This is a genomic window from Roseiarcus sp., from assembly GCF_049514155.1.
In the GTDB taxonomy this organism is placed as follows: domain Bacteria; phylum Pseudomonadota; class Alphaproteobacteria; order Rhizobiales; family Beijerinckiaceae; genus Roseiarcus.
Genome location: NZ_JBEKVH010000054.1, coordinates 1 through 21917, shown reverse-complemented (window position 1 = coordinate 21917; position 21917 = coordinate 1). Strand labels below are relative to the sequence as shown.

The 21917-nt window shown below is 69.6% G+C and carries 20 protein-coding genes and 1 pseudogene; 12 read left to right on the top strand and 9 right to left on the bottom strand.

Going from position 1 to position 21917, the window contains the following annotated elements:
* Positions 1–2139, top strand: a 2139-nt coding sequence (uvrC, locus tag ABSF49_RS10005; protein WP_424112507.1) for an excinuclease ABC subunit UvrC, incomplete at its 5' end; no start/stop codon positions are given.
* Between the two features lie 64 nt (positions 2140–2203).
* Positions 2204–3115 carry a 50S ribosomal protein L11 methyltransferase gene (locus tag ABSF49_RS10000; protein WP_424112506.1) on the top strand — a complete coding sequence of 304 codons (912 nt, stop codon included), beginning with the start codon at positions 2204–2206 and terminating at the stop codon, positions 3113–3115.
* A 104-nt stretch (positions 3116–3219) separates the two neighbouring features.
* Here the strand turns inward: ABSF49_RS10000 and amrB are convergent, their stop codons facing one another.
* Positions 3220–4650: an AmmeMemoRadiSam system protein B gene (amrB, locus tag ABSF49_RS09995; RefSeq protein WP_424112505.1), complete on the bottom strand. Its 1431-nt coding sequence runs from the start codon at positions 4648–4650 to the stop codon at positions 3220–3222.
* Positions 4651–4738: 88 nt separating this feature from the next.
* On the opposite strand from amrB, the gene amrS reads away from it, so the two are divergent.
* Positions 4739–5812 (top strand): AmmeMemoRadiSam system radical SAM enzyme, encoded by a 1074-nt coding sequence (amrS, locus tag ABSF49_RS09990; RefSeq protein ID WP_424112504.1) that lies wholly within the window; start codon positions 4739–4741, stop codon positions 5810–5812.
* Positions 5813–5839: 27 nt separating this feature from the next.
* Here amrS and ABSF49_RS09985 read toward each other — a convergent pair whose 3' ends face one another.
* Positions 5840–6721: a LysR family transcriptional regulator gene (locus ABSF49_RS09985; protein WP_424112503.1), complete on the bottom strand. Its 882-nt coding sequence runs from the start codon at positions 6719–6721 to the stop codon at positions 5840–5842.
* Positions 6722–6831: 110 nt separating this feature from the next.
* Here ABSF49_RS09985 and ABSF49_RS09980 point away from each other — a divergent pair, with 110 nt between their 5' ends.
* Positions 6832–8328, top strand: a complete 1497-nt coding sequence (locus ABSF49_RS09980; protein WP_424112502.1) for a CoA-acylating methylmalonate-semialdehyde dehydrogenase — start codon at positions 6832–6834, stop codon at positions 8326–8328.
* Positions 8329–8572: 244 nt separating this feature from the next.
* Complete coding sequence (locus tag ABSF49_RS09975) at positions 8573–8926, top strand: hypothetical protein (protein WP_424112501.1); 354 nt, start codon at positions 8573–8575, stop codon at positions 8924–8926.
* Between the two features lie 121 nt (positions 8927–9047).
* Here the strand turns inward: ABSF49_RS09975 and ABSF49_RS09970 are convergent, their stop codons facing one another.
* The 4 genes from ABSF49_RS09970 to ABSF49_RS09955 form a co-directional block, all read right to left on the bottom strand.
* A complete protein-coding gene (locus ABSF49_RS09970; RefSeq protein WP_424112500.1) occupies positions 9048–10412 on the bottom strand; it encodes an ABC1 kinase family protein in 1365 nt (454 codons plus the stop codon).
* A 104-nt stretch (positions 10413–10516) separates the two neighbouring features.
* A complete protein-coding gene (locus tag ABSF49_RS09965) occupies positions 10517–11917 on the bottom strand; it encodes an ATP-binding protein (protein ID WP_424112499.1) in 1401 nt (466 codons plus the stop codon).
* Positions 11895–12551 (bottom strand): response regulator transcription factor, encoded by a 657-nt coding sequence (locus tag ABSF49_RS09960; protein WP_424112498.1) that lies wholly within the window; start codon positions 12549–12551, stop codon positions 11895–11897. Before ABSF49_RS09960 ends, ABSF49_RS09965 begins: the two co-directional genes overlap by 23 nt.
* Positions 12551–13090, bottom strand: a complete 540-nt coding sequence (locus ABSF49_RS09955) for a PepSY domain-containing protein (protein ID WP_424112497.1) — start codon at positions 13088–13090, stop codon at positions 12551–12553. Before ABSF49_RS09955 ends, ABSF49_RS09960 begins: the two co-directional genes overlap by 1 nt.
* Positions 13091–13749: 659 nt before the next feature.
* On the opposite strand from ABSF49_RS09955, the gene ABSF49_RS09950 reads away from it, so the two are divergent.
* A complete protein-coding gene (locus ABSF49_RS09950; protein ID WP_424112496.1) occupies positions 13750–14235 on the top strand; it encodes a thioesterase family protein in 486 nt (161 codons plus the stop codon).
* 13 nt (positions 14236–14248) lie between these two features.
* On the opposite strand, the gene ABSF49_RS09945 is transcribed toward ABSF49_RS09950, so the two are convergent.
* Positions 14249–14767, bottom strand: a complete 519-nt coding sequence (locus tag ABSF49_RS09945; RefSeq protein WP_424112495.1) for a flagellar biosynthesis protein FlhF — start codon at positions 14765–14767, stop codon at positions 14249–14251.
* Between the two features lie 407 nt (positions 14768–15174).
* Between ABSF49_RS09945 and tolQ the strand changes: the two genes are divergently transcribed.
* The 6 genes from tolQ (at position 15175) to ABSF49_RS09915 (ending at position 21067) form a co-directional block, all read left to right on the top strand.
* Positions 15175–15900 carry a protein TolQ gene (tolQ, locus tag ABSF49_RS09940; RefSeq protein WP_424112494.1) on the top strand — a complete coding sequence of 242 codons (726 nt, stop codon included), beginning with the start codon at positions 15175–15177 and terminating at the stop codon, positions 15898–15900.
* 24 nt (positions 15901–15924) lie between these two features.
* Positions 15925–16374 carry a protein TolR gene (gene tolR, locus ABSF49_RS09935; RefSeq protein WP_424112493.1) on the top strand — a complete coding sequence of 150 codons (450 nt, stop codon included), beginning with the start codon at positions 15925–15927 and terminating at the stop codon, positions 16372–16374.
* Between the two features lie 12 nt (positions 16375–16386).
* On the top strand, positions 16387–17322 hold the full coding sequence (locus ABSF49_RS09930) for a hypothetical protein (protein ID WP_424112492.1): 936 nt from the start codon (positions 16387–16389) through the stop codon (positions 17320–17322).
* 130 nt (positions 17323–17452) lie between these two features.
* Complete coding sequence (gene tolB, locus ABSF49_RS09925; protein ID WP_424112491.1) at positions 17453–18763, top strand: Tol-Pal system beta propeller repeat protein TolB; 1311 nt, start codon at positions 17453–17455, stop codon at positions 18761–18763.
* A gap of 114 nt (positions 18764–18877) precedes the next feature.
* On the top strand, positions 18878–20191 hold the full coding sequence (locus ABSF49_RS09920) for an MFS transporter (protein WP_424112490.1): 1314 nt from the start codon (positions 18878–18880) through the stop codon (positions 20189–20191).
* 189 nt (positions 20192–20380) lie between these two features.
* Positions 20381–21067 (top strand): 4-hydroxythreonine-4-phosphate dehydrogenase, encoded by a 687-nt coding sequence (locus tag ABSF49_RS09915; RefSeq protein ID WP_424112489.1) that lies wholly within the window; start codon positions 20381–20383, stop codon positions 21065–21067.
* Between the two features lie 4 nt (positions 21068–21071).
* Here the strand turns inward: ABSF49_RS09915 and ABSF49_RS09910 are convergent, their stop codons facing one another.
* Positions 21072–21638, bottom strand: coding sequence for a hypothetical protein (locus ABSF49_RS09910; protein ID WP_424112488.1), 567 nt, complete (start codon positions 21636–21638; stop codon positions 21072–21074).
* Between the two features lie 60 nt (positions 21639–21698).
* Positions 21699–21917 (bottom strand): annotated as a pseudogene (locus ABSF49_RS09905) (FTR1 family iron permease); the annotation flags it as partial.

The window sequence follows — 21917 nt, the reverse complement described above, 5'->3', positions numbered from 1 at the left end:
TCGCCGCCGCTCGAACTCGCGCTCGAAGAGGCGCCGGCCGAGCCGGGGTCGCTGGCGCGCGGCGCGGCGGTGGTCAAGTCGTTCTGGAGGCACGCGCCGCTCGGCCCCGGCGTCTACCGCATGATCGGCGCCGACGGCGAGGTGCTCTATGTCGGCAAGGCGCGCTCGATCAAGAAGCGGGTGCAGGCCTACACGACGCCGGAGCGCCAATCGATCCGCATCGCCCGCATGGTCGCCCAGACCGTGTCGATGGTGTTCGTCACCACCGAGACCGAGGCCGAGGCGCTGCTGCTCGAAGCCAACTACATCAAGCAACTCAAGCCGCGCTACAACGTGCTGCTGCGCGACGACAAGAGCTTCCCCTATATCCTGATCGCCGCCGGTCACGAAGCGCCGCGGCTGATGAAGCATCGCGGCGCGCGCTCGATTCGCGGCGATTATTTCGGCCCGTTCGCCAGCGCCGGCGCGGTCGGGCGCACGCTCAACGCCATGCAGCGCGCGTTCCTGCTGCGCACCTGCTCCGACAGCTATTACGACAACCGCACCCGGCCGTGCCTGCTGTTCCAGATCAAGCGCTGCTCGGCGCCGTGCACCGGTGAGATCGCGCCGGCCGACTATGCCGAGCTGGTGGCGCAGGCGCGCGACTTCCTCTCCGGCCGCAGCCGCGCCATCCGCCAGAAGCTCGCCCGCGACATGACCGCTTCGGCCGAGACGCTCGACTTCGAAAAGGCGGCCCGCTTGCGCGACCGCATCTCGTCGCTGTCGGCGATCCAGGGCGAGCAGAGCGTCAACCCGCGTTCGGTGCCGGAAGCCGACGTCTTCGCCATCGCCGAGGAGGCGGGCCAGTTCTGCATCGAGGCGTTCTTCTTCCGCACCTATCAGAACTGGGGCAACCGCGCCTATTTTCCGCGCGCCGACCGCACGCTCGAAGCCGCCGAGGTGCTCGATTCCTTCCTCGCCCAGTTCTACCTCGAACGGCCGGCGCCGCGGCTGGTGCTGCTCAGCCACGAGGTCGCCTCGCGCGACTCGCTACGCCAGATCCTCAGCGCGCGCGCCGGCCATCGCATCGCTATCGGCGCGCCGCGCCGCGGCGAAAAGAAGGAGCTCGTCGACAACGCGCTGCGCAACGCGCGCGAGGCGCTGTCGCGCAAGCTCGCCGAAGCGGCGAGCCAGGCGAAGCTGCTCGAAGCGCTCGCCGCCGCCTTCGGCCTCGCAGCGGCGCCGCGGCGGATCGAGGTCTACGACAATTCGCACATCATGGGGACCAACGCGATCGGCGCGATGATCGTCGCCGGGCCGGAGGGTTTCGTCAAAAACCAGTACCGCACCTTCAACATCAAGAGCGCGAGCCTGACGCCGGGCGACGACTACGCGATGATGCGCGAGGTGCTGACGCGCCGCTTCGCGCGGCTCGTTAGAGAACAGGCGCAACGCGTGGCGCGGGCGTCCCCGCCCGCGCGCGCAGAGGCCCGCGCCACAACCTTCCCTCATCCTGAGGAGCGCCCGGAGGGCGCGTCTCGAAGGACGAGGGAAGGGGAGGAAGCGGCCAATCCGGCGCCGAAGCGCGCCTCCTCGTCCTTCGACTCGCCGGCTGCGCCGGCGGCTCAGGATGAGGAGGATCGCGGCGCGGCAGTCTCACCGGCGGCTCAGGATGAGGAGGATCGGCGCGACGCCTTTCCCGATCGGCCCGACCTCGTCGTCGTCGACGGCGGGCGCGGCCAGCTCGAGGCGGCGCGGCAGGTGTTCGCCGAGCTCGGCGTCGAGGGCGTCGCGCTCGCTTCGATCGCCAAGGGGCCCGACCGCAACGCCGGCCGCGAGACCTTCTTCATCCATGGCCGCGAGCCGTTCAAGCTCGCGCCGCGCGATCCGGCGCTGTTCTTCGTCCAGCGGCTGCGCGACGAGGCGCACCGCTTCGCCATCGGCGCGCACCGCGCCCGGCGCAAGAAGGATTTCGTCAAGAGTTCGCTCGACGAGATCCCCGGCATCGGCCCGGCGCGCAAGCGCGCGCTGCTGCACGCCTTCGGCTCGGCCAAGGACGTCGCCAACGCTGGGCTTTCCGACCTCGAAAAGACCCCCGGCCTCAACGCCGCCACCGCCAAGCGCATCTACGACTTCTTCCACGAAGGTGGCGGGCGGTAGGGCGGCGTGGTAGGGGGCCGTTTCCCTTACCCCCTTGCGGGGGAAGGACGCGCGAAGGACCGCAATGCTCGAAGGCCTGCCTCCCAACAACGCCGCGCATCTTCTGCGGCTCGTCGCCGACGAGAAGCGGGCGCGCGCCGTCGCCGATCTGATCGTCGAAAGCTTCGAACCGGCGGAAGCGGCGGCGACGGCGTTCGAGACGGAAGAGCCATGGCCGGGCGGCGGCAAGGCGTGGCTGGTCGAAGCCTATTTCGGCTTCGCGCCGGATGAGGAATCGTTGCGCGAACTCGTCGCTGCAGCGGCGGACGAAGACACGGCGCGGCGGGTCGAATTCGGCCTGACCGAGAAGCGCGACTGGGTCGCCAATTCGCTCGCTGGCCTCGCGCCGGTGAGGGCAGGGCGCTTCCTCGTCCATGGCGCGCACGACCGCGCTGCGCTCAAGGCCAACGACGTCGGGATCGAGATCGAGGCCGGCCTCGCCTTCGGCACCGGCCATCACGGCACGACCCGCGGCTGCTTGCTGCATTTCGACCGCCTGCTGAAGCGCCGGCGGCCGCGCAAAGTGCTCGACGTCGGCTGCGGCGCCGGCGTGCTCGCCATCGCCGCGGCGAAAGTCCTCAGGCGCAAGGTCTGGCTCGGCGATCTCGATCCGGTCGCAGTCGAAGTCGCCAACGCCAACGCGCGCCTCAACGGCGTCGCCGCGCACTGCAAGCCGCTGCTGTCGCGCGGCGTCGAGAACCTGCGCATGCGCGAGGGCGCGCGCTACGACGTCGTGTTCGCCAACATCCTCGCCAAGCCGCTGCGCCGGCTCGCGCCGTCGCTGGCGGCGGTCACGGCGCGCGACGGCGACGCGATCGTCTCCGGACTGCTCTATGCGGACGTCCCCGGCGTGCTCGCCGCTTGGCGCGCGCAAGGATTCTTCCTGCGCGAACGCATCGACCTCGAAGGTTGGGCGAGCCTCAGGCTGTCGCGGTGATGCGAGGGGCGATCGCGACCTCTTGTAGACGCGGGCATCGACCGCGTCCGGCGCGAAGCGCCGTCGTTTGACGGGCGCGGCCAGCGGCCGCGCCTACAAGGGCTTTACTCCTGCCGCAGCGCGATCCCATCGAGATCGCCCGCCTTCGCTTTGGCGAAGGGCGCCTCGAAGCTCTCCGCAGTGAAGCGCCAGGCGCGCATCGACGCCGACCAGTGGTCGGCCGCGCGGCCCATCTTGCGCTTCAGCTGACGCACGAATTCGCGCCGGTCGGGCAGCTCGCTCCACACGCTCGGCAGGAACAACGCGCTGGCGCCGCGCTCGCGCAGGATCAGCCCGTCGCGGCCGGGGTGCAGCCTGGCGATCAATTCGTCTTCGTCGGCCAAGGCGAGCGGCGTCGCCGGCGACAACACCGAGATCGAGATCGTCAGTTCGGCGAGCTCGCGCGCCTTCAACGCGGCGAAACGCGGATCGCCGAAGCCGGCGGCGACCGCGTTGGCCGCGACGTCGCGGGCGAGGTTCATGCGCGGCGCCGGCGAGCCGATGCAACCGCGTAAACGTCCCTCGCGCTCGAGCGTGACGAAACTCGCGCGCTGGGCGGAGAGGGCGGGGGAAACGTCGGCGCCGAGCGCGATTTCGGGCGCTTCGCCGTCATGCGCGGCGGCGAAGTCGAGGCTTGCGGCGGCGACGGCGAAGAGGCGCGCGCGGTCGGAATCGGCGAGCCGCGCCGCGTCCGCTTCCTCGAAGGCGAAGGCGCCGTAGCCGACGACGCGCTCGCTTGGGGCACCCGCTTGGTCGGAAGTCGCAAAGGCGATGCCGGTCGCGCGCATGCCGCGCGCCTCGGCGACGCGGATCGCGCCGCGCAGCGCAGCGTAGCCGCAGGCGTCGCCGGGCTGGAGTTCGCTCCACGCGCCGCGCTCGATCTTGGCCCGGGTCGCGTCGTCGCGCCCGCGCGCCGCCGGGGCGGAAAGGAAATGCGACAGGTCGGACGAGAGGCAGATCGCCGTTTCCGGTCCGCCCCACAGGCGCTCGACCGCCTCCTCGACCAAAGCCGGCTCGGCGGCGCCGACCAGCACCGGGACGATTTCGACCCAAGGCAGCAGGCGCTGGACGAAGATCAGCGGCATTTCGAGACTGTGCTCGCCGGCGAACGGCCGCGCGTCGACTTCGACCCCGTCGAGCGACAGGATGGCCCGCGCCGCGTCCTCGGCGACCGGCGCGATTCCGAGCGGGGTCGCCCAGGCTTCGGCCGGATGGAGCGCGATTCCGTCGAGCGGAACGCGGTGATTGGGGCCGAGGATGACGATTCGCTTCAGCCGCTTCGGCGCGTCGAGGGCGCGTAGCGCCTTGGCGGCGACGAGGCCGGAAAACGCGATCCCGGCGTGGGGGACGACGACCATCTTGGCCCGGAACGGGCCGGGCGGGGCGGCGGCGAAGGCGGCGTCGAGCGCGGCGCTCAAGGCGGCGGGATCGGCGGGATAGAACATCCCCGCCACCTGGGCGGGATGCGCGGCGCGCGCGCGGGTCGAGGCGGTCATTTTGCCTCCGCGGCGGGCCGCCGCGCCTTCCCAAGGCGCCGGGCCCGTCCCCATATATAATCTCGACTGGCGAGGAATGGACCCTGCCATGCGAGTCGTCGATCATTATACGCGCCCGCTCGCCGATGGGCGCATCCTGTGCGAGGTCTGCCCCCGGGCCTGCAAGATCGGCCCCGGCCAGCGCGGCCTGTGCTACGTGCGGCAAAACGTCGACGGCCATATGGTCCTGACGACCGATGGCCTGTCGTCGGGCTTCTGTGTCGACCCGATCGAGAAGAAGCCGCTGTTCCACTTCCTGCCCGGCACGTCGGTTCTCTCCTTCGGCACGGCGGGCTGCAACCTCGCCTGCGCCTTCTGCCAGAACCACGAGATCTCCAAGAGCCGCGAGGTCGAGACCAGCGCCGAGCGCGCTTCGCCGGAAGCGATCGCGCGCGCCGCCGCCGAACTCGGCTGCGCCTCGGTCGCCTTCACCTACAACGACCCCGTCATCTTCTACGAATACGCGATCGACGCCGCCGCCGCCTGCCATGCGGTGGGCGTCAAGACGGTCGCGGTGACGGCCGGCTACATGCATCCGCGGCCGCGCGCCGAATTCTTCGCCGGCGTCGACGCCGCCAACGTCGACCTCAAGGCGTTCTCCGACGACTTCTATCATCGCCTCGCCGCCGCGCGGCTCGAGCCGGTGCTCGATACGCTGAAATATCTCCGCCGCGAGACCGAGGTCTGGCTGGAGATCACCACGCTGCTGATCCCCGGCGAGAATGATTCGCCCGAGGAGATCGACGCGCTGACGCGCTGGGTGGCGGACGAACTCGGCGCCGAGACGCCGCTGCATTTTTCCGCCTTCCATCCCGATTACCGGCTGCTCGACCATCCGCCGACGCCCAAGGCGACGCTGATGCGCGCGCGCGACCAGGGCAGGGCCAACGGGCTCAAGCATGTCTATGTCGGCAACGTCCGCGACCGCGACGGCGAAACGACCTATTGCGCCGGTTGCGGCGCGCCGCTGATCCGCCGCGAAGGTTACGCGATCGCAGCCTATGGGCTCGATGGCCAGGGCGCGTGCCGGCGCTGCGGAACCAAGCTCGCCGGCCGCTTCGCGCCCGCGCCCGGCGCCTGGGGCAATCGCCGCCTGCCGGTCGACATCGGGACCTGGGCGTAACCTTCCTCCGAACAGAGGAAGGAAGGATTACACGAACATCGCCTTATCCCGCGTCACGCAGGCGATCAGGTGCTCGCAGACGGCGCGGATGCGGCCGAGGCCGCTGGTGTCCTGGTGGGTGACGAGCCAATAGGCTCGCTTCGCGCGCCGTCCGGGCAGCACCGGCTTCAGATCGGGGAAGCGGCGGGCGATGTAATCGTGGACGACGCAGAGGCCGAGCCCCGCGCGCAGAGCCTCGAACTGGGTCGCCGCGCTCGCGCATTCGAAAATGGTCGGCGCGCCGCCATAGAGCTCGCGCACGTAGTCGAGCGCGCCGGAGAACGCGTATTCCTCAATGTAGCCGATCAGGCGATGGTCGGCGAGGTCGTCGACCGCGCGCGGCGCGCCGCGCTCGGCGAGATAGGCGGCGCTGGCGTAGATTCCGAGGCTGTAGTCGGTCAGCTTGCGGGCGACGAAGCGGCCTTCCTCCGGCTTGTCGAGGCCGACGACGACGTCGACCTCGCGCCGCGCCAGCGGGGTGAGCTGCGGCGCCGGCGCGAGCTGCAGGCGCAGACCGGGATTGCGCGCGACGAAATCGCGCAGAGCCTCGGCGAGGTAATAGGTGGCGAAGCCGTCCGGCGCGCCGATGCGCACGTCGCCGCTGAGTTCGACGTCGACGCCGGAGACCTCCGCCTGGGCTTGCAGGAAGGCGCTCTCCATCTCTTCGGCTGCGGCGATAAAGCGCTCTCCAGAAGTCGTCAGCCGCGCGCCGGTGGTCAGTCGCTCGAACAGCCGCGCCCCGAGCGCCGCTTCGAGCGCGGCGACGCGGCGGCTCACCGTCGCGTGGTCGAGCCTGAGCCGCCGCGCCGCGGCGACGAATTGCCCGGCGCGCGCCACCGCCAGGAAGACGCGGACATTGTCCCAGTCCATCGCCGGACCTTAGCACAATTCTGCACAGTCGTTGCGCGAAAGCGGCGATTGCTGTGCAGGAAATCATTGCGCATAAATCGGGAAACGACAGGCGTCAGGGAGAGCGAGCCATGATCGACTACGGGCATTTCATCGGCGGCAAGCATGTCGCCGGCACATCCGGCCGGACCAGCGAAGTGTTCCAGCCGATGGACGGGACGGTGCGCGGCCGGGTGGCGCTCGCCTCAAAGGCGGAGATGCGGGCGGCGGTCGAGGACGCCAAGGCGGCGCAGCCGGCCTGGGCGGCGACGAACCCGCAGCGCCGAGCGCGCGTGCTGATGAAGTTCAACGCGCTGATCGGCAGGCACATGGACGAGCTCGCCGACATCCTCGCCCGCGAACACGGCAAGACGCTGATCGACGCCAAGGGCGACATCCAGCGCGGCGTCGAGGTGCTCGAAATGTCGTTCGGCGCGCCGCATCTGTTGAAGGGCGAGTTCACCGACGGCGCCGGCCCCGGCATCGACGTCTACTCGATGCGCCAGCCGCTCGGCGTCGTCGCCGGCATCACGCCGTTCAATTTCCCGGCGATGATCCCGCTGTGGAAGCTCGCGCCGGCGATCGCCTGCGGCAACGCCTTCATCCTCAAGCCGTCCGAGCGCGATCCCGGCGTGCCGATGCGGCTGGCCGAACTGTTCGTCGAAGCGGGCGGCCCGCCCGGCATCCTCAACGTCGTCAACGGCGACAAGGAGGCGGTCGACGCCATCCTCGACGATCCCGACATCAAGGCGATCGGCTTCGTCGGCTCGACGCCGATCGCCGAGTACATCTATGCGCGCGGCACGGCGACGGGCAAGCGCGTGCAATGCTTCGGCGGCGCCAAGAACCACATGGTGGTGATGCCCGACGCCGACTTGGATCAGGCGGTCGACGCCCTGATCGGCGCCGGCTACGGCGCGGCGGGCGAGCGCTGCATGGCGGTCTCGGTGGCGGTGCCGGTCGGCGAGAGGACCGCCGACGAACTGGTCAAGCGGCTGATCCCGCGCGTTGAGGGGCTGAGGGTCGGGCCGTCGACCGATTCCAGCGCCGATTTCGGCCCGGTGGTGACGCGCGCCCATCTGGAAAAGGTGAAGGGCTACATCGACCTCGGGGTGAAGGAAGGCGCCAAGCTGCTGGTCGACGGCCGTGGCTTCACGATGCAGGGCTACGAGAACGGTTTCTACATCGGCGGCAGCCTGTTCGATCAGGTGACCAAGGACATGCGCATCTACAAGGAAGAGATCTTCGGTCCGGTGCTGTCGGTCGTCCGCGCCAGCGGCTACGACGAGGCGCTCGGCCTGTGCAACGACCACGAATACGGCAACGGCGTCGCGATTTTCACCCGCGACGGCGACGCCGCGCGCGACTTCGCCGCCAAGGTCCAGGTCGGCATGGTCGGCGTCAACGTGCCGATTCCGGTGCCGGTCGCCTACCACACATTCGGCGGCTGGAAGCGCTCCGGCTTCGGCGACCTCAACCAACACGGCCCCGACGCGTTCCGTTTCTACACCAAGACCAAGACGGTGACGTCGCGCTGGCCCTCGGGCGTCAAGGACGGCGCGAGCTTCGTCATTCCGACGATGAATTGAAGCGCGGGCCCGCGCGTGCGGGGACGTAAGGCCTTGTCTGAACGGACGTTCAGAAAACCACGCTGCGCTCGCGATATTTTTACTCCTGCGTCGCGAAGGGCGCCGAGCCGCCGTTTTTCTGGCTCATGCTCGCCGGGTTCTCGACCGACCATTCTTCTCGAGCGTCGGGGACACCGCAGCGATCTGGCGCAGCAGACATCCGCGCCGAACCGATCGGCGCGAGGGAAGAGAGCTGGAGGAAGATATGAACGCAAGCTTGAAGAAAACCGCGATCGCCGCGGTCGCGGCGCTCGCCCTCGGGGCCGGCGTCGCGGTTTCGACGACCGCGCCCGCCGAGGCTGGGCCGCCGCCCGGCGTCTGGCATCATCCCGGCTATTACGGCGGCCATTGGCGCGGCGGTTGGTGGGGCCCGGCGGTCGGCCTCGGCATTCTCGGCGGCGTGATCGCCGGCGCGGCGATCGCCAATCAGGGGCCGTATTACGGGCCCGGCCCCTACTACGGCCCCGGCCCCAGCGGCGACAACTGCTGGCAGCCGCGGGCGATGTACGACGCCTGGGGCCGCTACGTCGGCACGCGCCCGGTCAACGTCTGCTACTGAGCCGGCGAGCGCCGCCGCCCCTCCCACGGCGACGCTCAGCCTATTCGGCTTGGGCCGCCGTCCTCCCCCGAGGCGGCCCGAGGAAGAGGCCCCGCTCGCCCGAGCGGGGCCTTTTCGCATTTCAGGCGAGCGCGACGCGCTCGAGCGCCTCCGCCTGCCGCGTCGCCAGCGCCGTCGCTTCGAATCCTTCGATCGTATCCTCGAACAGGCGATGGAAGTTCAGTTCCGCGCCGAGCCTGAGGAATGCGCCGCCGAGCCCGATCGCGGCGCGATCCATGAAGACGAATTCGCGCGGCACCTTCAGCGCGCCGCCTTGGGCTTTCAGGGCCTGCATCACGGCAGCGATCTCGCGCCGGCCGTATTCCCCTGGTTTGACGCCGTCGGCGATGGTGCGGACGCGGTCGTCGGTCAGCGGCCCGTAGATGAAGCGCGCCCAGATATTGAGCGCGTCGACGGTCGCGCGCGAAAGGTTGACGAAGCCCCAGCTTTCGTAGGCGTGGACGACGCGGCTTTCGTCGCCGTCGGCCAGGCCGCGGTAGAGGTCGACGACGCCGCCGACGAAGGTCGGGGGAAAAATGCGCACGCAGCCGTAGTCGTAGAGGTTGATCGCTTCGACTTCGCGCGCGTCTTCGGCGCCGCGCATGACCACCGAATAATTGCCGAGATGGGGGTCGCCGTGGATGATTCCGAAGCGGGAGAACGGCCGCCACCACGCCTCGAACAGGCCGAGCGCGATCGCGTTGCGGGTCGCGGCCTCGGCGCGATCGAAGCGCGTGACCGGCTCGCCCTCGAGCCATTCCTGGGTCAGCAGCCGGCGCGTCGAAAGCGCCTCGAACACGGCCGGCGTTCGCACGCGCGGTCGGTCGGCGAGCATCGCGCCATAGAGCCGCGTCAGCTTGGCCTCGCGCTCATAGTCGAGCTCTTCGCGCAGGCGCGCGGCGATTTCGATCGCGATCTCGCTGGCGTCGATCGCCGGCCCCATGCGGCGGTGGAACTTCAACAGGAATTCGAGCTGGCCGATGTCGACTTCGACCGTCGAGGCCATGTCCGGATATTGCAGCTTGCAGGCGAGGTCTTCGCCCTCGAGGCCCTTGGCGCGATGGACCTGACCGAGCGAAGCGGCGGCGGCCGGCGCGAGGTCGAATTCGGCGAAGCGGGCGCGCCAATCTGGGCCGAGCTCGGCCTGCATGCGTCGGCGCACGAAGGCTGCGCCCATCGGCGGCGCCTGCGATTGCAGACTGATGAGCTGCTCGGCGTAGTCGGCGGGCAGGGCCTCGGGGATGGTCGCCATCATCTGCGCGACCTTCATCAGCGGCCCTTTGAGCGCGCCGAGCGCCTGGGCGAGGTCGCGCGCGGTGTCGGCGCTCTCGCCGCCGACCAGCCGCCGCGCGCCGGCGCGCGCGGCAAAGGCGCCGGCGCTGACGCCGAGATTGGCGTAGCGGCGCGCTCGCGCGGAAAAGCGGTCCGCCTCTTGGTCGTCCGCCATTCGCTCCTCGATCCTCCGGGCCGGCGAGGGCCGCCGGTCGCGGCGGGTCTTCTACGCTGAGGATCGCGGCGGGAGCGAGGCGTTTCTTCGCTAAGCGGGGCGATTCAGGTCGGCGCGGCGAAGCGCGCTCGGCAGCCGCCGAGCGGCGAAGCCTCGATCGTCAGCGTCGAGCCGTATTGGGCGAGCACGTCGGCGACGATCGCCAGCCCGAGGCCGGTGCTCTCGTCGTCGTCGCCGTTGGTCGGCTCGCCGCGGCGCGGCGCGGCGGCGCGCACCGCTTCCGGCGCGCCCGGCCCGTCGTCGTCGACGATGAACTGGGCGGCGCCGGCGCGCCATTCGCTGAGGATCTGCACCTGCGATCGCGCCCATTTGCGCGCGTTGTCGAGCAGATTGCCCATCACCTCGCCGAAATCGTCCGCATCCATGCGCGGCCTCAGCGCCGCGTCGACGCGATTGTTCCAGGCGATCGCCTCGCCGTGCGGCATGCGGCCGACGAGGTCGATCAGTCGCTCGACCGAGCGACGCGCGTCGGTGAGCGTGCCGGCCGCCGCGGTCGCGCCGATGGTGCGCGCGCGCGCCAGCTCGCGGTCGACATGGCGACGCATCATCTCGACCTGCTGCTTGACCAGCGCCGCCGATTCGAAGCTGCCGGCGGCTTCGAGCCGCCTCGCTTCGCCCTGCAGGATGGTCAGCGGCGTCTTGAAGCCGTGGGCGAGATCGCCGGCGCGGTCGCGCGCCTTGTGCACGAGCTGTTCTTGGCGGTCGAGCAGGCGATTGAGGTCGCTCGCCAGCGGCGCGACTTCGGACGGGAAGCGGCCGGCCAGGCGCGGCTTGGCGCCGCGATGGACGCGCGCGAGGTCGTCGCGAAGGCGACGCAGCGGCGACAGGCCGACGCTCGCCTGCAGCCAGGCGCCGGCGAACAGCACCAGACCGATCAGGCCGAGCGCGATGGCGACGTCGGTGACGAAGGAGCGCCGCAGCGCGCCGATCGGCGCGGTGTCGAGCGCCACGGCGAGGCGGAAGACGCGCGGGGCGCCGTCGCCGTCGAACCGCACTTCGCGCTCCATCATGTAGACGGTGGAGTCGTTGGGTCCGCGACGTTCGATCGCCTGCCCGGTCGGCGAGAGATGAACCGTCGCCTCCGGTTCGAGATCCTGGTCCCACAGCGAGCGCGAGCGCATCCACACCGTGTCGCCTTCGGCGACGCGCCAATAGGCGCCGCTGGCCGGCAATTGATAGCGCGGATCGGTGAGGTCGTGGGTCAAGATCGGCTTGCGGTCTTCGCCCAGCGCGACCGCGCCGGCGAGTTCGCGCCAACGCACCTCGAGCTCCTGCTCCATCAGCCGCTCGATGTGATCCTCGAAAATATAGCCGAACGACAGGCCGGCGACCGTCAGCGTCGCGGCGATCGACAGGGCGGCGAGCGCCAGCAGGCGCAGGCGAATCGACGTCGGCCGCGGCTCGGCCGGCTCGGATCTGGGTTCAGCCGCGGATGAGGTAGCCATAACCTCGCTGGGTCTCGATGAGCTCGCCGCCAATCTTCTTCCGCAGCCGGGCGATCAGCACTTCGAGCGCGTTGGAGCCCGGCTCCTGGTCGGCGCCGTAGACGTGCTCGCCGAGTTCGAATTGCGACACCGGCCGACCTTTGTTGTGGATAAGATAGCGCAACGCGCGGAATTCGAGCAGCGACAGCGAGACCGGCGCGCCGTTGACGGTGGTCATCATCCGCCGCGTATCGACCCGCAGCGGACCCGCCTCGAGCGTGGGGGTGGTGTGGCCGGTCGAGCGGCGAATGATCGCGCCGAGGCGCGCGACCAGTTCTTCCGGCTGGAACGGTTTGGGCAGGTAGTCGTCGGCGCCGGCGTCGATGCCGGCGACCCTTTCGGTCCAGGTGCCGCGCGCCGTCAGCACCAGGATCGGCGTCGTCACCCCGGCGGCGCGCAACTGGCGCACTACCGACAGGCCGTCGAGCCGCGGCAGGCCGAGGTCGAGGATGATCCCGTCGAAGTCTTCGGTTCCCGCGCGCGACCAGGCTTCCTCGCCGTCGGCGCAGGTCTCCACGATATAGCCAGCCTGAGTCAGATGGGCGCAAATCTCAGCGGCGATCTGAGCCTCGTCTTCAACCACAAGCGCGCGCATCAATGAGGCCTGATCGACGTGACGTTGTTGCTGCCGGCGTCGACGTTGACGTCGCGATAGTAGCCTTGCGGCGTCAGGACGGTGATCTTGTAGTTCCATGACCCGACGACGTCATGAGACAAGTCGACATTGAGGACGTCGCCCGGCACGGATTTCTCCACCGTCTTGAGCACGCTCGCCAGCGGCACGATCTCGCCGCTGCGCACCGCCGCCATCGCTTTGTCCTGATCGTCCGGCGACGTCTTGACCTTCCCGGCGAGCCAGTTCAGCGGCGCGCTGATCGTCGTCTGGCCGGTCTTGACCAGGTCGGAGGCAGCGTGAGCCGAGGCGCGCTGGGTGCGCTTGAGGAAGACGCGCAAAGGTGCGGTGAGGCGCGCCGCCGAATTCGTCAACCAGCGCTGCCCTGCCGCGCCGAACCATTGATCGTGCGGGCTCGGGGTCGGGCGGGGGGCGCCGGCGCCGCTATCGCCGCCGCCATTATCCTGCGCCCATGCTGGCTGCGCGCAGACGACCGCCTGCGCGACGGCGAACGTCAGCATCACGCTGAGCGCGACAGGTCTGAATGCCGCAGAGCGGAATCTCAAGACGCGGGGCTTTCGTTGACGGACCGACAAGGCGAATGGGCTCCACTCTAGTGGCTCCTCGCGTCTGACGACAAGAACGCGTTTGTACGACTCTTTCCGGCGCCGCCGCGCGGACGCGCAGCCCCCTCCTCCGCTTGCGGGACGGAGGAGGGAGCCCCTGGGACGTTCTTGCGGGCGCCCTCGGGCGCGAAATGCGGGAACCGTCGCGGCAAGGCGACTGCGGCTGCGCAGCCGGGACGATTCTCGATCGCGGCGCCCCCCTCTTGGGAACGCTTGAAGAGGGGAACACAGAACACGGCCGCTGACTGAGCCCGGCGCGCCGATCGCCTCCCGTTAGGGCTCTCCGCTCATCGGGGGCGAGCGGACAGGTCGATCGAACGGCGACGTCGTATGGTCGCGGTCCACGCAAATACCGACGCCTCGTTTCTCCCCTTTCGCATCGACCAGCCGTCGACGGAAAAAAGGGTTAACAAGGCTCCGCCCGCGGGAACCTGACAGATCGCGTCAGCCGACGGTCAGCTTCGCCTCCGTCCGCCTTGTCGAACCGTTCGAGGCTGTGGTGAAATGGCGGGAAGGGGCTGCGACGACCGGCCGCGGCCGCAGAGGAGGTCGCCATGCATCGCGGCGAAACCCTGCTCGTCTACGAAACGCACGTCGACGCGGCATGGATCGACGACAACGACCATATGAGCGACGCCGCCTATGCGCTGGTGTTCAGTCGCGCGGTCGACGCGTTGATGGACCGCATCGGCCTCGACGCCGCGCAGCGCAAGGCGAGCCGTCGCACGCTCTACACCGCGCAAGCTATGCACAGATATTTTGCCGAAGCCGTGGCGGGCGATGCGCTGGCGGTCAGCGTCCGGCTGCTCGAGCATGACGACAAACGTCTGCGCGTCTGGCTCGAAATGTTCAGCCGCGGCGGCGTCGCGCTCGCCGCCAGCGAACAGACGCTGCTGTCGATCGATCGCAGCGGCGCGACGCCGCGCGTCGCCGATTGGCGGGCGGAGACGCGCTCTGCGCTCGAGGCGCTCGCCACGGCGCAGCGCGACGTCGCAGCGCCTCCGCTCGCCGGGCGCGGTGTGACGATGCGTCGCGATTGAGGCGCGGCGAATCTTACGACTTGTTGTCGCGCAGGCGCCGCTTCCAGCGTTCGCCGGGCTTGGACGCGTCGCCGAAGACGTAGCGGGCGAGGATGCGGCGATGACGCGCCGAACGATCCTGGTCCGGGGTCTCGGCCGCCCGGTCGGCGACCGGCGGCGGCGCAGCGACCGCCAACGGCGGCTCGGCGACGCGAATCGGCTGCGGCGCGGAGGCCTGGGCGCCGCGGCGCTGCGCTCGCGTCTTGGCGGGCTTTGCCGTCTTGGCGGGCTTCGGCGGCCTGGCCGCTGTCGGCGGCGCGGCGGGCGTCGCCGCCTCGATCAGGCTCGGCAGAATGCGCCCAGTCGGACGCGCCGGCAGGGTCGCGGCCTCGGCGACCGACCGAGGAGGCGGTTCCGCTTCGCGCGCCGCGACGTTTGGCTGCGGTTTTGGCTGTGGTTTCTGCAGCTCTTCGGTCCAGGAAGGGGCCGGCTCGCCCGGCGGACGCCGCTGCCGACGGACCTCCACGACGAACGAACGGGACGGACGCTTCATAGCGCAGGGACCTTTGCGGGCTTTTCGGAACTGCCGGGGCGCGCCCGACGCGAATCGCGGCCGGACGCCTGACCGCAGCCCCATGCTGAGGCCCACGCCGTGAAAAATGCAAGCCGCGTCAAGGACGGGAACGCCGCTGCTAACCGGAACTTAACCCTATCGGGGTCTTTTGCGAATGATTAAACTCCATTTACGAGCGGTTCCGACGCCGGTCAGCCGCCTGGAGCGGTCCAAAACCCCGAGCAAGTGAGAACCGTGATCGTCAAATTCGTCGCCTGTCTGCCCTCCGTCCGCGCGGCGGAGCTGTCGCGCAAGCCCAAGTTTCGGCCCATTTCCGGTGCAGACCGCCGGTCGCCGGGCTCGAAGATGAACGCCGTCCCTCCCGCCTTGACGAGGTCCCCTCCGCCATGAACGCAACCGACGCTGCGACCGCCGTCGCCGCCGACCCGGAAACGACGCTGCTGTCGATGTTTTGGTCGGCGCATATCGTGGTCAAGATCGTCATGCTCGGTCTGCTTGCGGCCTCGTTCTGGAGCTGGACCATCATCGTCAACAAGACGTTGCTGTTCGCCAAGTTCCGGCGCGCGATGGAGAGCTTCGAGCAGGTCTTCTGGTCCGGCCAGTCGCTCGAGGAGCTCTACGCCTCGCTGTCGCAGCGGCCCAATTCCGGCGCGGCGAGCCTGTTCATTTCGGCGATGCGCGAGTGGAAGCGCTCGTTTCAGACCCCGGCCGCCTCGTTCGCCGGTCTGCACGCGCGTCTCGACAAGGTGCTCGACGTGTCGATCTCCCGCGAGGTCGAGCGGCTGGAATCGAACCTGCTGTTCCTCGCCACCGTCGCCTCGGCCGGTCCGTTCGTCGGCCTGTTCGGCACGGTCTGGGGCATCATGACCTCGTTCCGCTCGATCGCCGCCTCCAAGAACACCTCGCTCGCCGTCGTCGCGCCGGGCATCGCCGAGGCGTTGCTGGCGACGGCCATCGGCCTGTTCGCCGCCATCCCGGCGCTGATCGCCTACAACAAGTTTCAGGGCGACGTCGCGCGGGCGCAGGCGCGGATGGAAAGCTTCGCCGACGAATTCTCGTCGATCCTGTCGCGGCAGATCGACACGCATCTTTCGGGCGACAAGGCGGCCTGACGAAAGCGAGAGGAGGTCGGGCCCATGGGCGCAGCAATCGGCGGGGCGCGCAAGAGTTCGCGCGGACGGCGCGGGGTGCCGCGCTACGGCGCCATGGCCGACATCAACATGACGCCGTTCATCGACGTCATGCTGGTGCTGCTCATCATCTTCATGGTCGCCGCGCCGCTGCTGACCAGCGGCGTCTCGGTCGACCTGCCGCAGGCCAAGGCGAGCGCGCTCAACGTCGATCAGAAACCGATCGCGGTCAGCCTCAACGAACAGGGTCAGCTGTTCCTGATGGACCAGCCGATCGCCGACGCCGACCTGACCGCCAAGCTGCAGGAACTCTCCGGCGGCTCGACCGACCAGCGCATCTATTTGCGCGCGTCGAAGGTCGTGACCTACGGCCGCGTCGCCCAGATCATGGGCGCGGTGACCGCGGCCGGCTTCAAGAAGGTCGCTCTGGTCACCGAGCCCGACAACAAGCCTTAGGCGAGGCTTGGCGTGAACGACCAGCCGACGAAAGCGGGCCTCTACGCTTCCGCCGCGATGCATGCGGCGCTGCTGGCGTTCCTGGTTTTCGGCTTCTCGTTCGCGCCGAAGTTCGAGGACGCCGGCGAGTCGATTCCGGTCGAATCGGTGAGCCAGAGCCAGTTCAACCAGATCATGAAGGGCGAGCGCGACGCCAAGCCGATGAAGGAGCCGCCGCCTCAGCCGCCGCAGCGCCAGGCCGCCGCCGACCCGCAGCCGGCGCCCACGCCGCCCCCGCCGCCGCCCGACCTCAAGACCGTCGAGACTCCGCCGCCGCCGCCGCCGCCGGCCGAACCGGCGCCGGCCAAGCCGGAGCCGCCGCCGCCCGCGCCGCCGCCCAAACCGACCGCCGAGGAATCGCCGGCGCCGGCGCCGCCGATCCGGCCGAAGGAGACGCCGCCGCCGAAGCCGAAGGTCGATCCGTTCGCCAAGATCCTCGAGAAGGACAAGGAGGAGTTGGCGAAGCCGACGAAGCCGTCGTTCGACCGCAGCGCCATCGCCAAACTGATCGGCCAGACCAAGACGAACGCCGATCCGACGCCGACCGGCGCGACGCCGCAGGGCCTGCCCGATCAGCACGCCGATCGCATGTCGCCCTCGCTCGCCGCGGCGCTCGACGCTTGGCTGACCGACGCCTACCTCAATTGCTGGACGCCGCCGCCGACCATGCCGCAGGGCGATCGATACATCGCCGAGGTGCGGGTCGACTTCAATCCCGACGGAACGCTCGCCGCGACGCCCGAGCTGCTCAATCCGCCGACCGACCCCGCCTGGCGCGCCCACGCCGAAAGTGCGGTGCGCGCCGTGCTGAAATGCAACCCGCTGCGCGTGCCGCCGCAATACGCGCCCTATTTCGAGCAATGGCGAACGAAGACTGTCCACTTCGACCCGCAGAGCGCGCTAGGATGAGCGGGCGGGCCGCAGCGTGCGCCTCGCCGTCGGAGCGGCGTGCGACCTTTCCCACCGCCGTCCGATCGGCAGGCTATTTGCGGCGCCGATCGCCCGGGCTTCACGAACCCGCCAGGAGAGACCGACGCCGATGAACCGCTCATTCGTCCTCACCCGCCGTTCGCTGCTCGCCTGCGCCGCCGCCGCGCCGCTCGCCATGACGCTGGGACGAGCGCACGCCGCCGGCGACGTCTACGTGCGCGCCGGCGCGAACTTCACCCCCGTCAACATCGCGGTGACCCCCTTCGCCGGCGACGACGCAAAGATTGGCGCGGTGACGACCAATGATTTCGCCCATTCGATCTTTCTCACCCCGATCAATCCGACCAGCTTTCCCGAGGCGGTGACCAACCCGGACGCGCGACCGAACGTCGACGCCTGGAAGACGGTCAACGCGCAATTCGTGCTGACCGGCCGGGTGGCGCCCGCCGGCGACAAGATTACGGCGCAGTTCCGCCTGTGGGACGTGGCGACCGGCGCCCAGATCGCCGGTCAGCAGTACACGACCGACGCCGCCAACGCCCGTCGCGTCGGCCATCTGATCGCCGACGCAGTGTTCACCCGCGTCACCGGCGAAAAGGGCTTCTTCGACTCGCGCGTCGTCTTCGTCGACGAGACCGGCTCGAAGGAAAAGCGCCGCAAGCGCCTGGCGGTGATGGATATGGACGGGGCCAACGTCAAATACCTCACCACCGGCGACACGCTGGTGGTGACGCCGCGCTTCTCGCCCTCGGCGCAGACGGTCGCCTACATGTCCTTCAAGGACAACGAGCCGCGCGTGACGTTGCTCGACCTCGAGTCCGGCCAGCGCCAAGTGGTCGGCAATTTCCCCGGCATGACCTTCGCGCCGCATTTCTCGCCTGACGGCCAGCGGGTGATCCTGTCGCTGTCCGACGGTTCGTCGTCCAACCTCTACACGATGGATCTGAAGAGCCGCGCGACGACTCGGCTGACCGACGGCAGCAGCATCGACACTTCGCCGAGCTACTCGCCCGACGGCCAGCAGATCGCGTTCGAATCCGACCGCGGCGGCACCCAGCAAATCTACGTCATGAGCGCGGGCGGGGGCGACGCGCGCCGCATCTCCTTCGGCGACGGGCGCTATTCGACCCCGGCATGGTCGCCGCGCGGCGACCTGATCGCCTTCACCCGCCAGGCGGGCGGCCAGTTCGGCATCGGCGTGATGGCGCCCGACGGTTCGAAGGAGCGCGTCATCACTGAAGGCTACCTCAACGAAGGTCCGACCTTCGCGCCCAACGGCCTGTTCGTGATGTTCTTCCGCGATCCGGGCGGCGAGTCGGGGCCCAAGATCTTCATGGCCGACATATTCGGCCACGGCGAGTTCCCGGTGCCGACCCCCGGCTACGCCAGCGACCCCTCGTGGGGGCCGTTGATGAGCTGAGGCCGAGTGCGGTCAACCATGTCGGCGAATTTGCCGGTGCCGTTGCGGCAATCGATGTAGGACGGCGCGCGAAAGCCGGCCTTTGCCGGCGTGTTCTGTCGTCGGGCCGGGTCGATGCCGCATTCGCCTTCCGCCGCAGGCGCGAACGACGCGCTCTATCGCCGCGTCGCGTTCGCGCTCGTTCCCTTCCTGTTCGTCTGCTACGTCGTGGCGATGGTCGACCGGCTCAACGTCGGCTACGCCAAGCTGCAGTTCATGGCCGACCTGCATTTCGACGAGTCGGTGTTCGGCATGGCGGCCGGCGTTCTCTATATCGGCTACATCCTGTTCGAAGTGCCGAGCAACCTGATGCTCGAGCGGGTCGGGCTCGCCGTCACGATGCTGCGCATCATGACGCTGTGGGGCGTCTTCACCATGGCGATGGCGTTCGCCGCCGACCGTTGGAGCTTCTATGGCGTCCGCTTCATGATCGGCGTGGCGGAGGCCGGCTTCTTTCCTGGCGTGCTGTTCTACCTGACGCTGTGGTTTCCCAACGCCTGGCGGGCGCGCATCACGTCGCTGTTCGCGCTCGCCGTGCCGCTCTCGGGCGTGCTCGCCGCGCCGCTGTCGAGCGCAATCATGGCCGGCATGGCGGGCCTCGGCGGACTTGCGGGCTGGCGCTGGCTGTTCCTGATCGAAGGCGCGCCGGCGATCGCGCTCGGGCTTGCCGCCTGGCTGATCCTGCCGGATCGGCCGGCTGCGGCGCGCTTCCTGTCGGACGACGAGAAGCGCGCGATCGCCGCCGACCTCGCCGCCGAGGCGGGCGAGCGCGGCGCGAGCGGCAACTTTGGCGAGGCCTTGCGCGACCGCCGCACCTACATCCTCGCCCTCGTCTATTTCGCCTTCTATTCGACCCAGAGCATTCTCCTGCTGTGGGTGCCGACGCTGCTGCGCAACGCCGGCGCGCACAGCCTGCAGGAAATCGGCTGGCGCGGCGCGGCCGTGTTCGTCGCCGGAGCGCTCGGCATGGCGACGATCGGCTGGAGCTCCGATCGCCTGCAGGAGCGCCGCTGGCATCTCGTCGGCTCAGGGCTGGTCGCCGGCGCGGCGCTCGCCGCCCTGCCGCTCGCCGCCCATAGCCCCGCGGCGACCATGCTACTGCTCGCCGTGGCGGCGGTCGGCATCTTCGCCTATCTCGCCCTGTTCTGGACCGTGCCGACCGTCGTCTTCGGCGCCGGCGCGCGCGCCGGCGGCATCGCCCTCGTCAGCGCCATCGGCGCCTCCGGCTCGGCCTTGAGCCCGACCTTCATCGGCTGGACGCAGACGCTGACGGGCAGCCTGTTCGGCGCGATCGCAACGCTGGCGGCGGCGTTTGTGCTGAGCCTCGCCCTGCTTGCCGTTTACGCGCCGACGCGGCGGGCGGCTTCTGAAAATTTCCGCCCGTGCTAAGGTGCCGGCGAAGCGCGTCGCGCGCGACCGGCGCGCGGCGGGCGGCCTGAGGCCGCCGACGTCCAGGGCGACACAAAGCGCCGGGCGCGGCCGATCGCCGCGACCAAGCGCTGTTCGGCTTTCGGGTCACTAGGCCTGGATCGCCGTGGGCAGCCGCGCGGCGGCGTCCGGCCGCGAACGGAGCGGCGCATGGCGCTGTCGATCGGTTTCATCTTCATGGCGACGCGCGACGACGTCACGCTCAGCGACGCGCGCGCCTATATCGAGGCGGCGCTGGCGCTCGGGGTCGTCAATCTCGGCTTCAAGGACGTCGGCCTGCCCCGCTCGGCGCTGCGCGAGTTGGCGCAGGCGATCCGCGCCGGCGGCGGACGCTCGTTCCTCGAAGTCGTGTCGCTCGACCGCGACAGCGAGCTCGCTTCCGCGGCGGCGGCGGCCGACTTCGGCGTCGATTGGCTGCTCGGCGGCGTGCGCGCCGACGAAGTCGCGCCGATCGCCCGCGCCGCCGGCCTTCGCTATGCCCCGTTTCCCGGCGAAATCGTCGGCCACCCGAGCGCGCTGGCGGGAACGCGCGACGCGATCGTCGACAGCGCGCGCGCGCTCTCTGCGCTCGAGGGCGTCGACGGGCTCGACCTGCTCGCCTATCGCAGCGCCGTCGATCCGCCCGATCTGATCCGCGCGGTGACCGCGGCGGTCGACAAGCCGGTGATCGTCGCCGGCTCGATCGACGCGCCGGAACGCGTGCGCGCCGCGGTCTCCGGCGGCGCGGCGGGTTTCACCATCGGCACGGCGGCGATCGCCGGCGCCTACGCGCCGGGCGAGCGCGATTTCGCTGCGCAGATTCGCGCCGTCCTGCGCACGGTCGCGCAAGGAGCGTGAAGCGCTATTTCTGTGGCGGCTCGGCGGCGGCGAGCTTGTCGTAGTATTTGATCACGAGGTCGATGTTGCCGGCGTTCTTGACCGGATCGATCGACTTCAGCGCTTCGTTGAGCTCGCTGAGCGCCTGTTTCTTGTCGGCGGCAGGCATCTTCGCGTCGGCCTGCACCTCGGCGATCTGCGTCTTCAGCATCACGTCGGCGCCGACGTATTTCTTCGTCTGCGGGTCGATCCCGTCCATCACCAGACCGATGTTGGCGGCGACGTCCTGGTAATCCTCGAACGAGGCGAACTGATGCTTCTTGGCGGCCGCGTCGAGCTGGGTCAGGACCTTGGCGTCGAGTTGGCCCGAATCGTTTTGCGGAAGCTTGTCGAGCATCGGCTCGATGTCGGCCGCGGCGGCGACATAGGCCTGGATCTGCGCCTCGGTGAGCGCGATCTGCTTCATCGGCTCGTCGGGCGCGGCGGCGGGTTGGTTTTGGGCCACAGCGGCGTCGGGCGCGAGCAGCGCCGGCGCCGGCGCCAGGCAGCAGAGAGCGAGGGCGGCGGCGAGCGGGCGAACGAGACGGGCCATCGGAAATGCTCCGGGTTGAGGCGAGGGAACCCTGCCGCGTCGAGAGCCGCCGCGCAAGCCTCAACCGTTCTGCGTCAGCGGCGTCTGCGGCGGGCGCGCGATCGTGCGCGGCGCGAAGGCCTTGGTCAGGGTGAAAATCGCCGCCAGCGTGGCCGCGTAGACGACGACCTGCAGCACCGAAGGCTGGTCGGAATAGCCGATCAGCGTGTGCAGCACGCGGCCGAACAGGCTGGTGTCGGAGAGAATCGCCGACGTGTCCCAGGCGGTGTCGCTCATCGC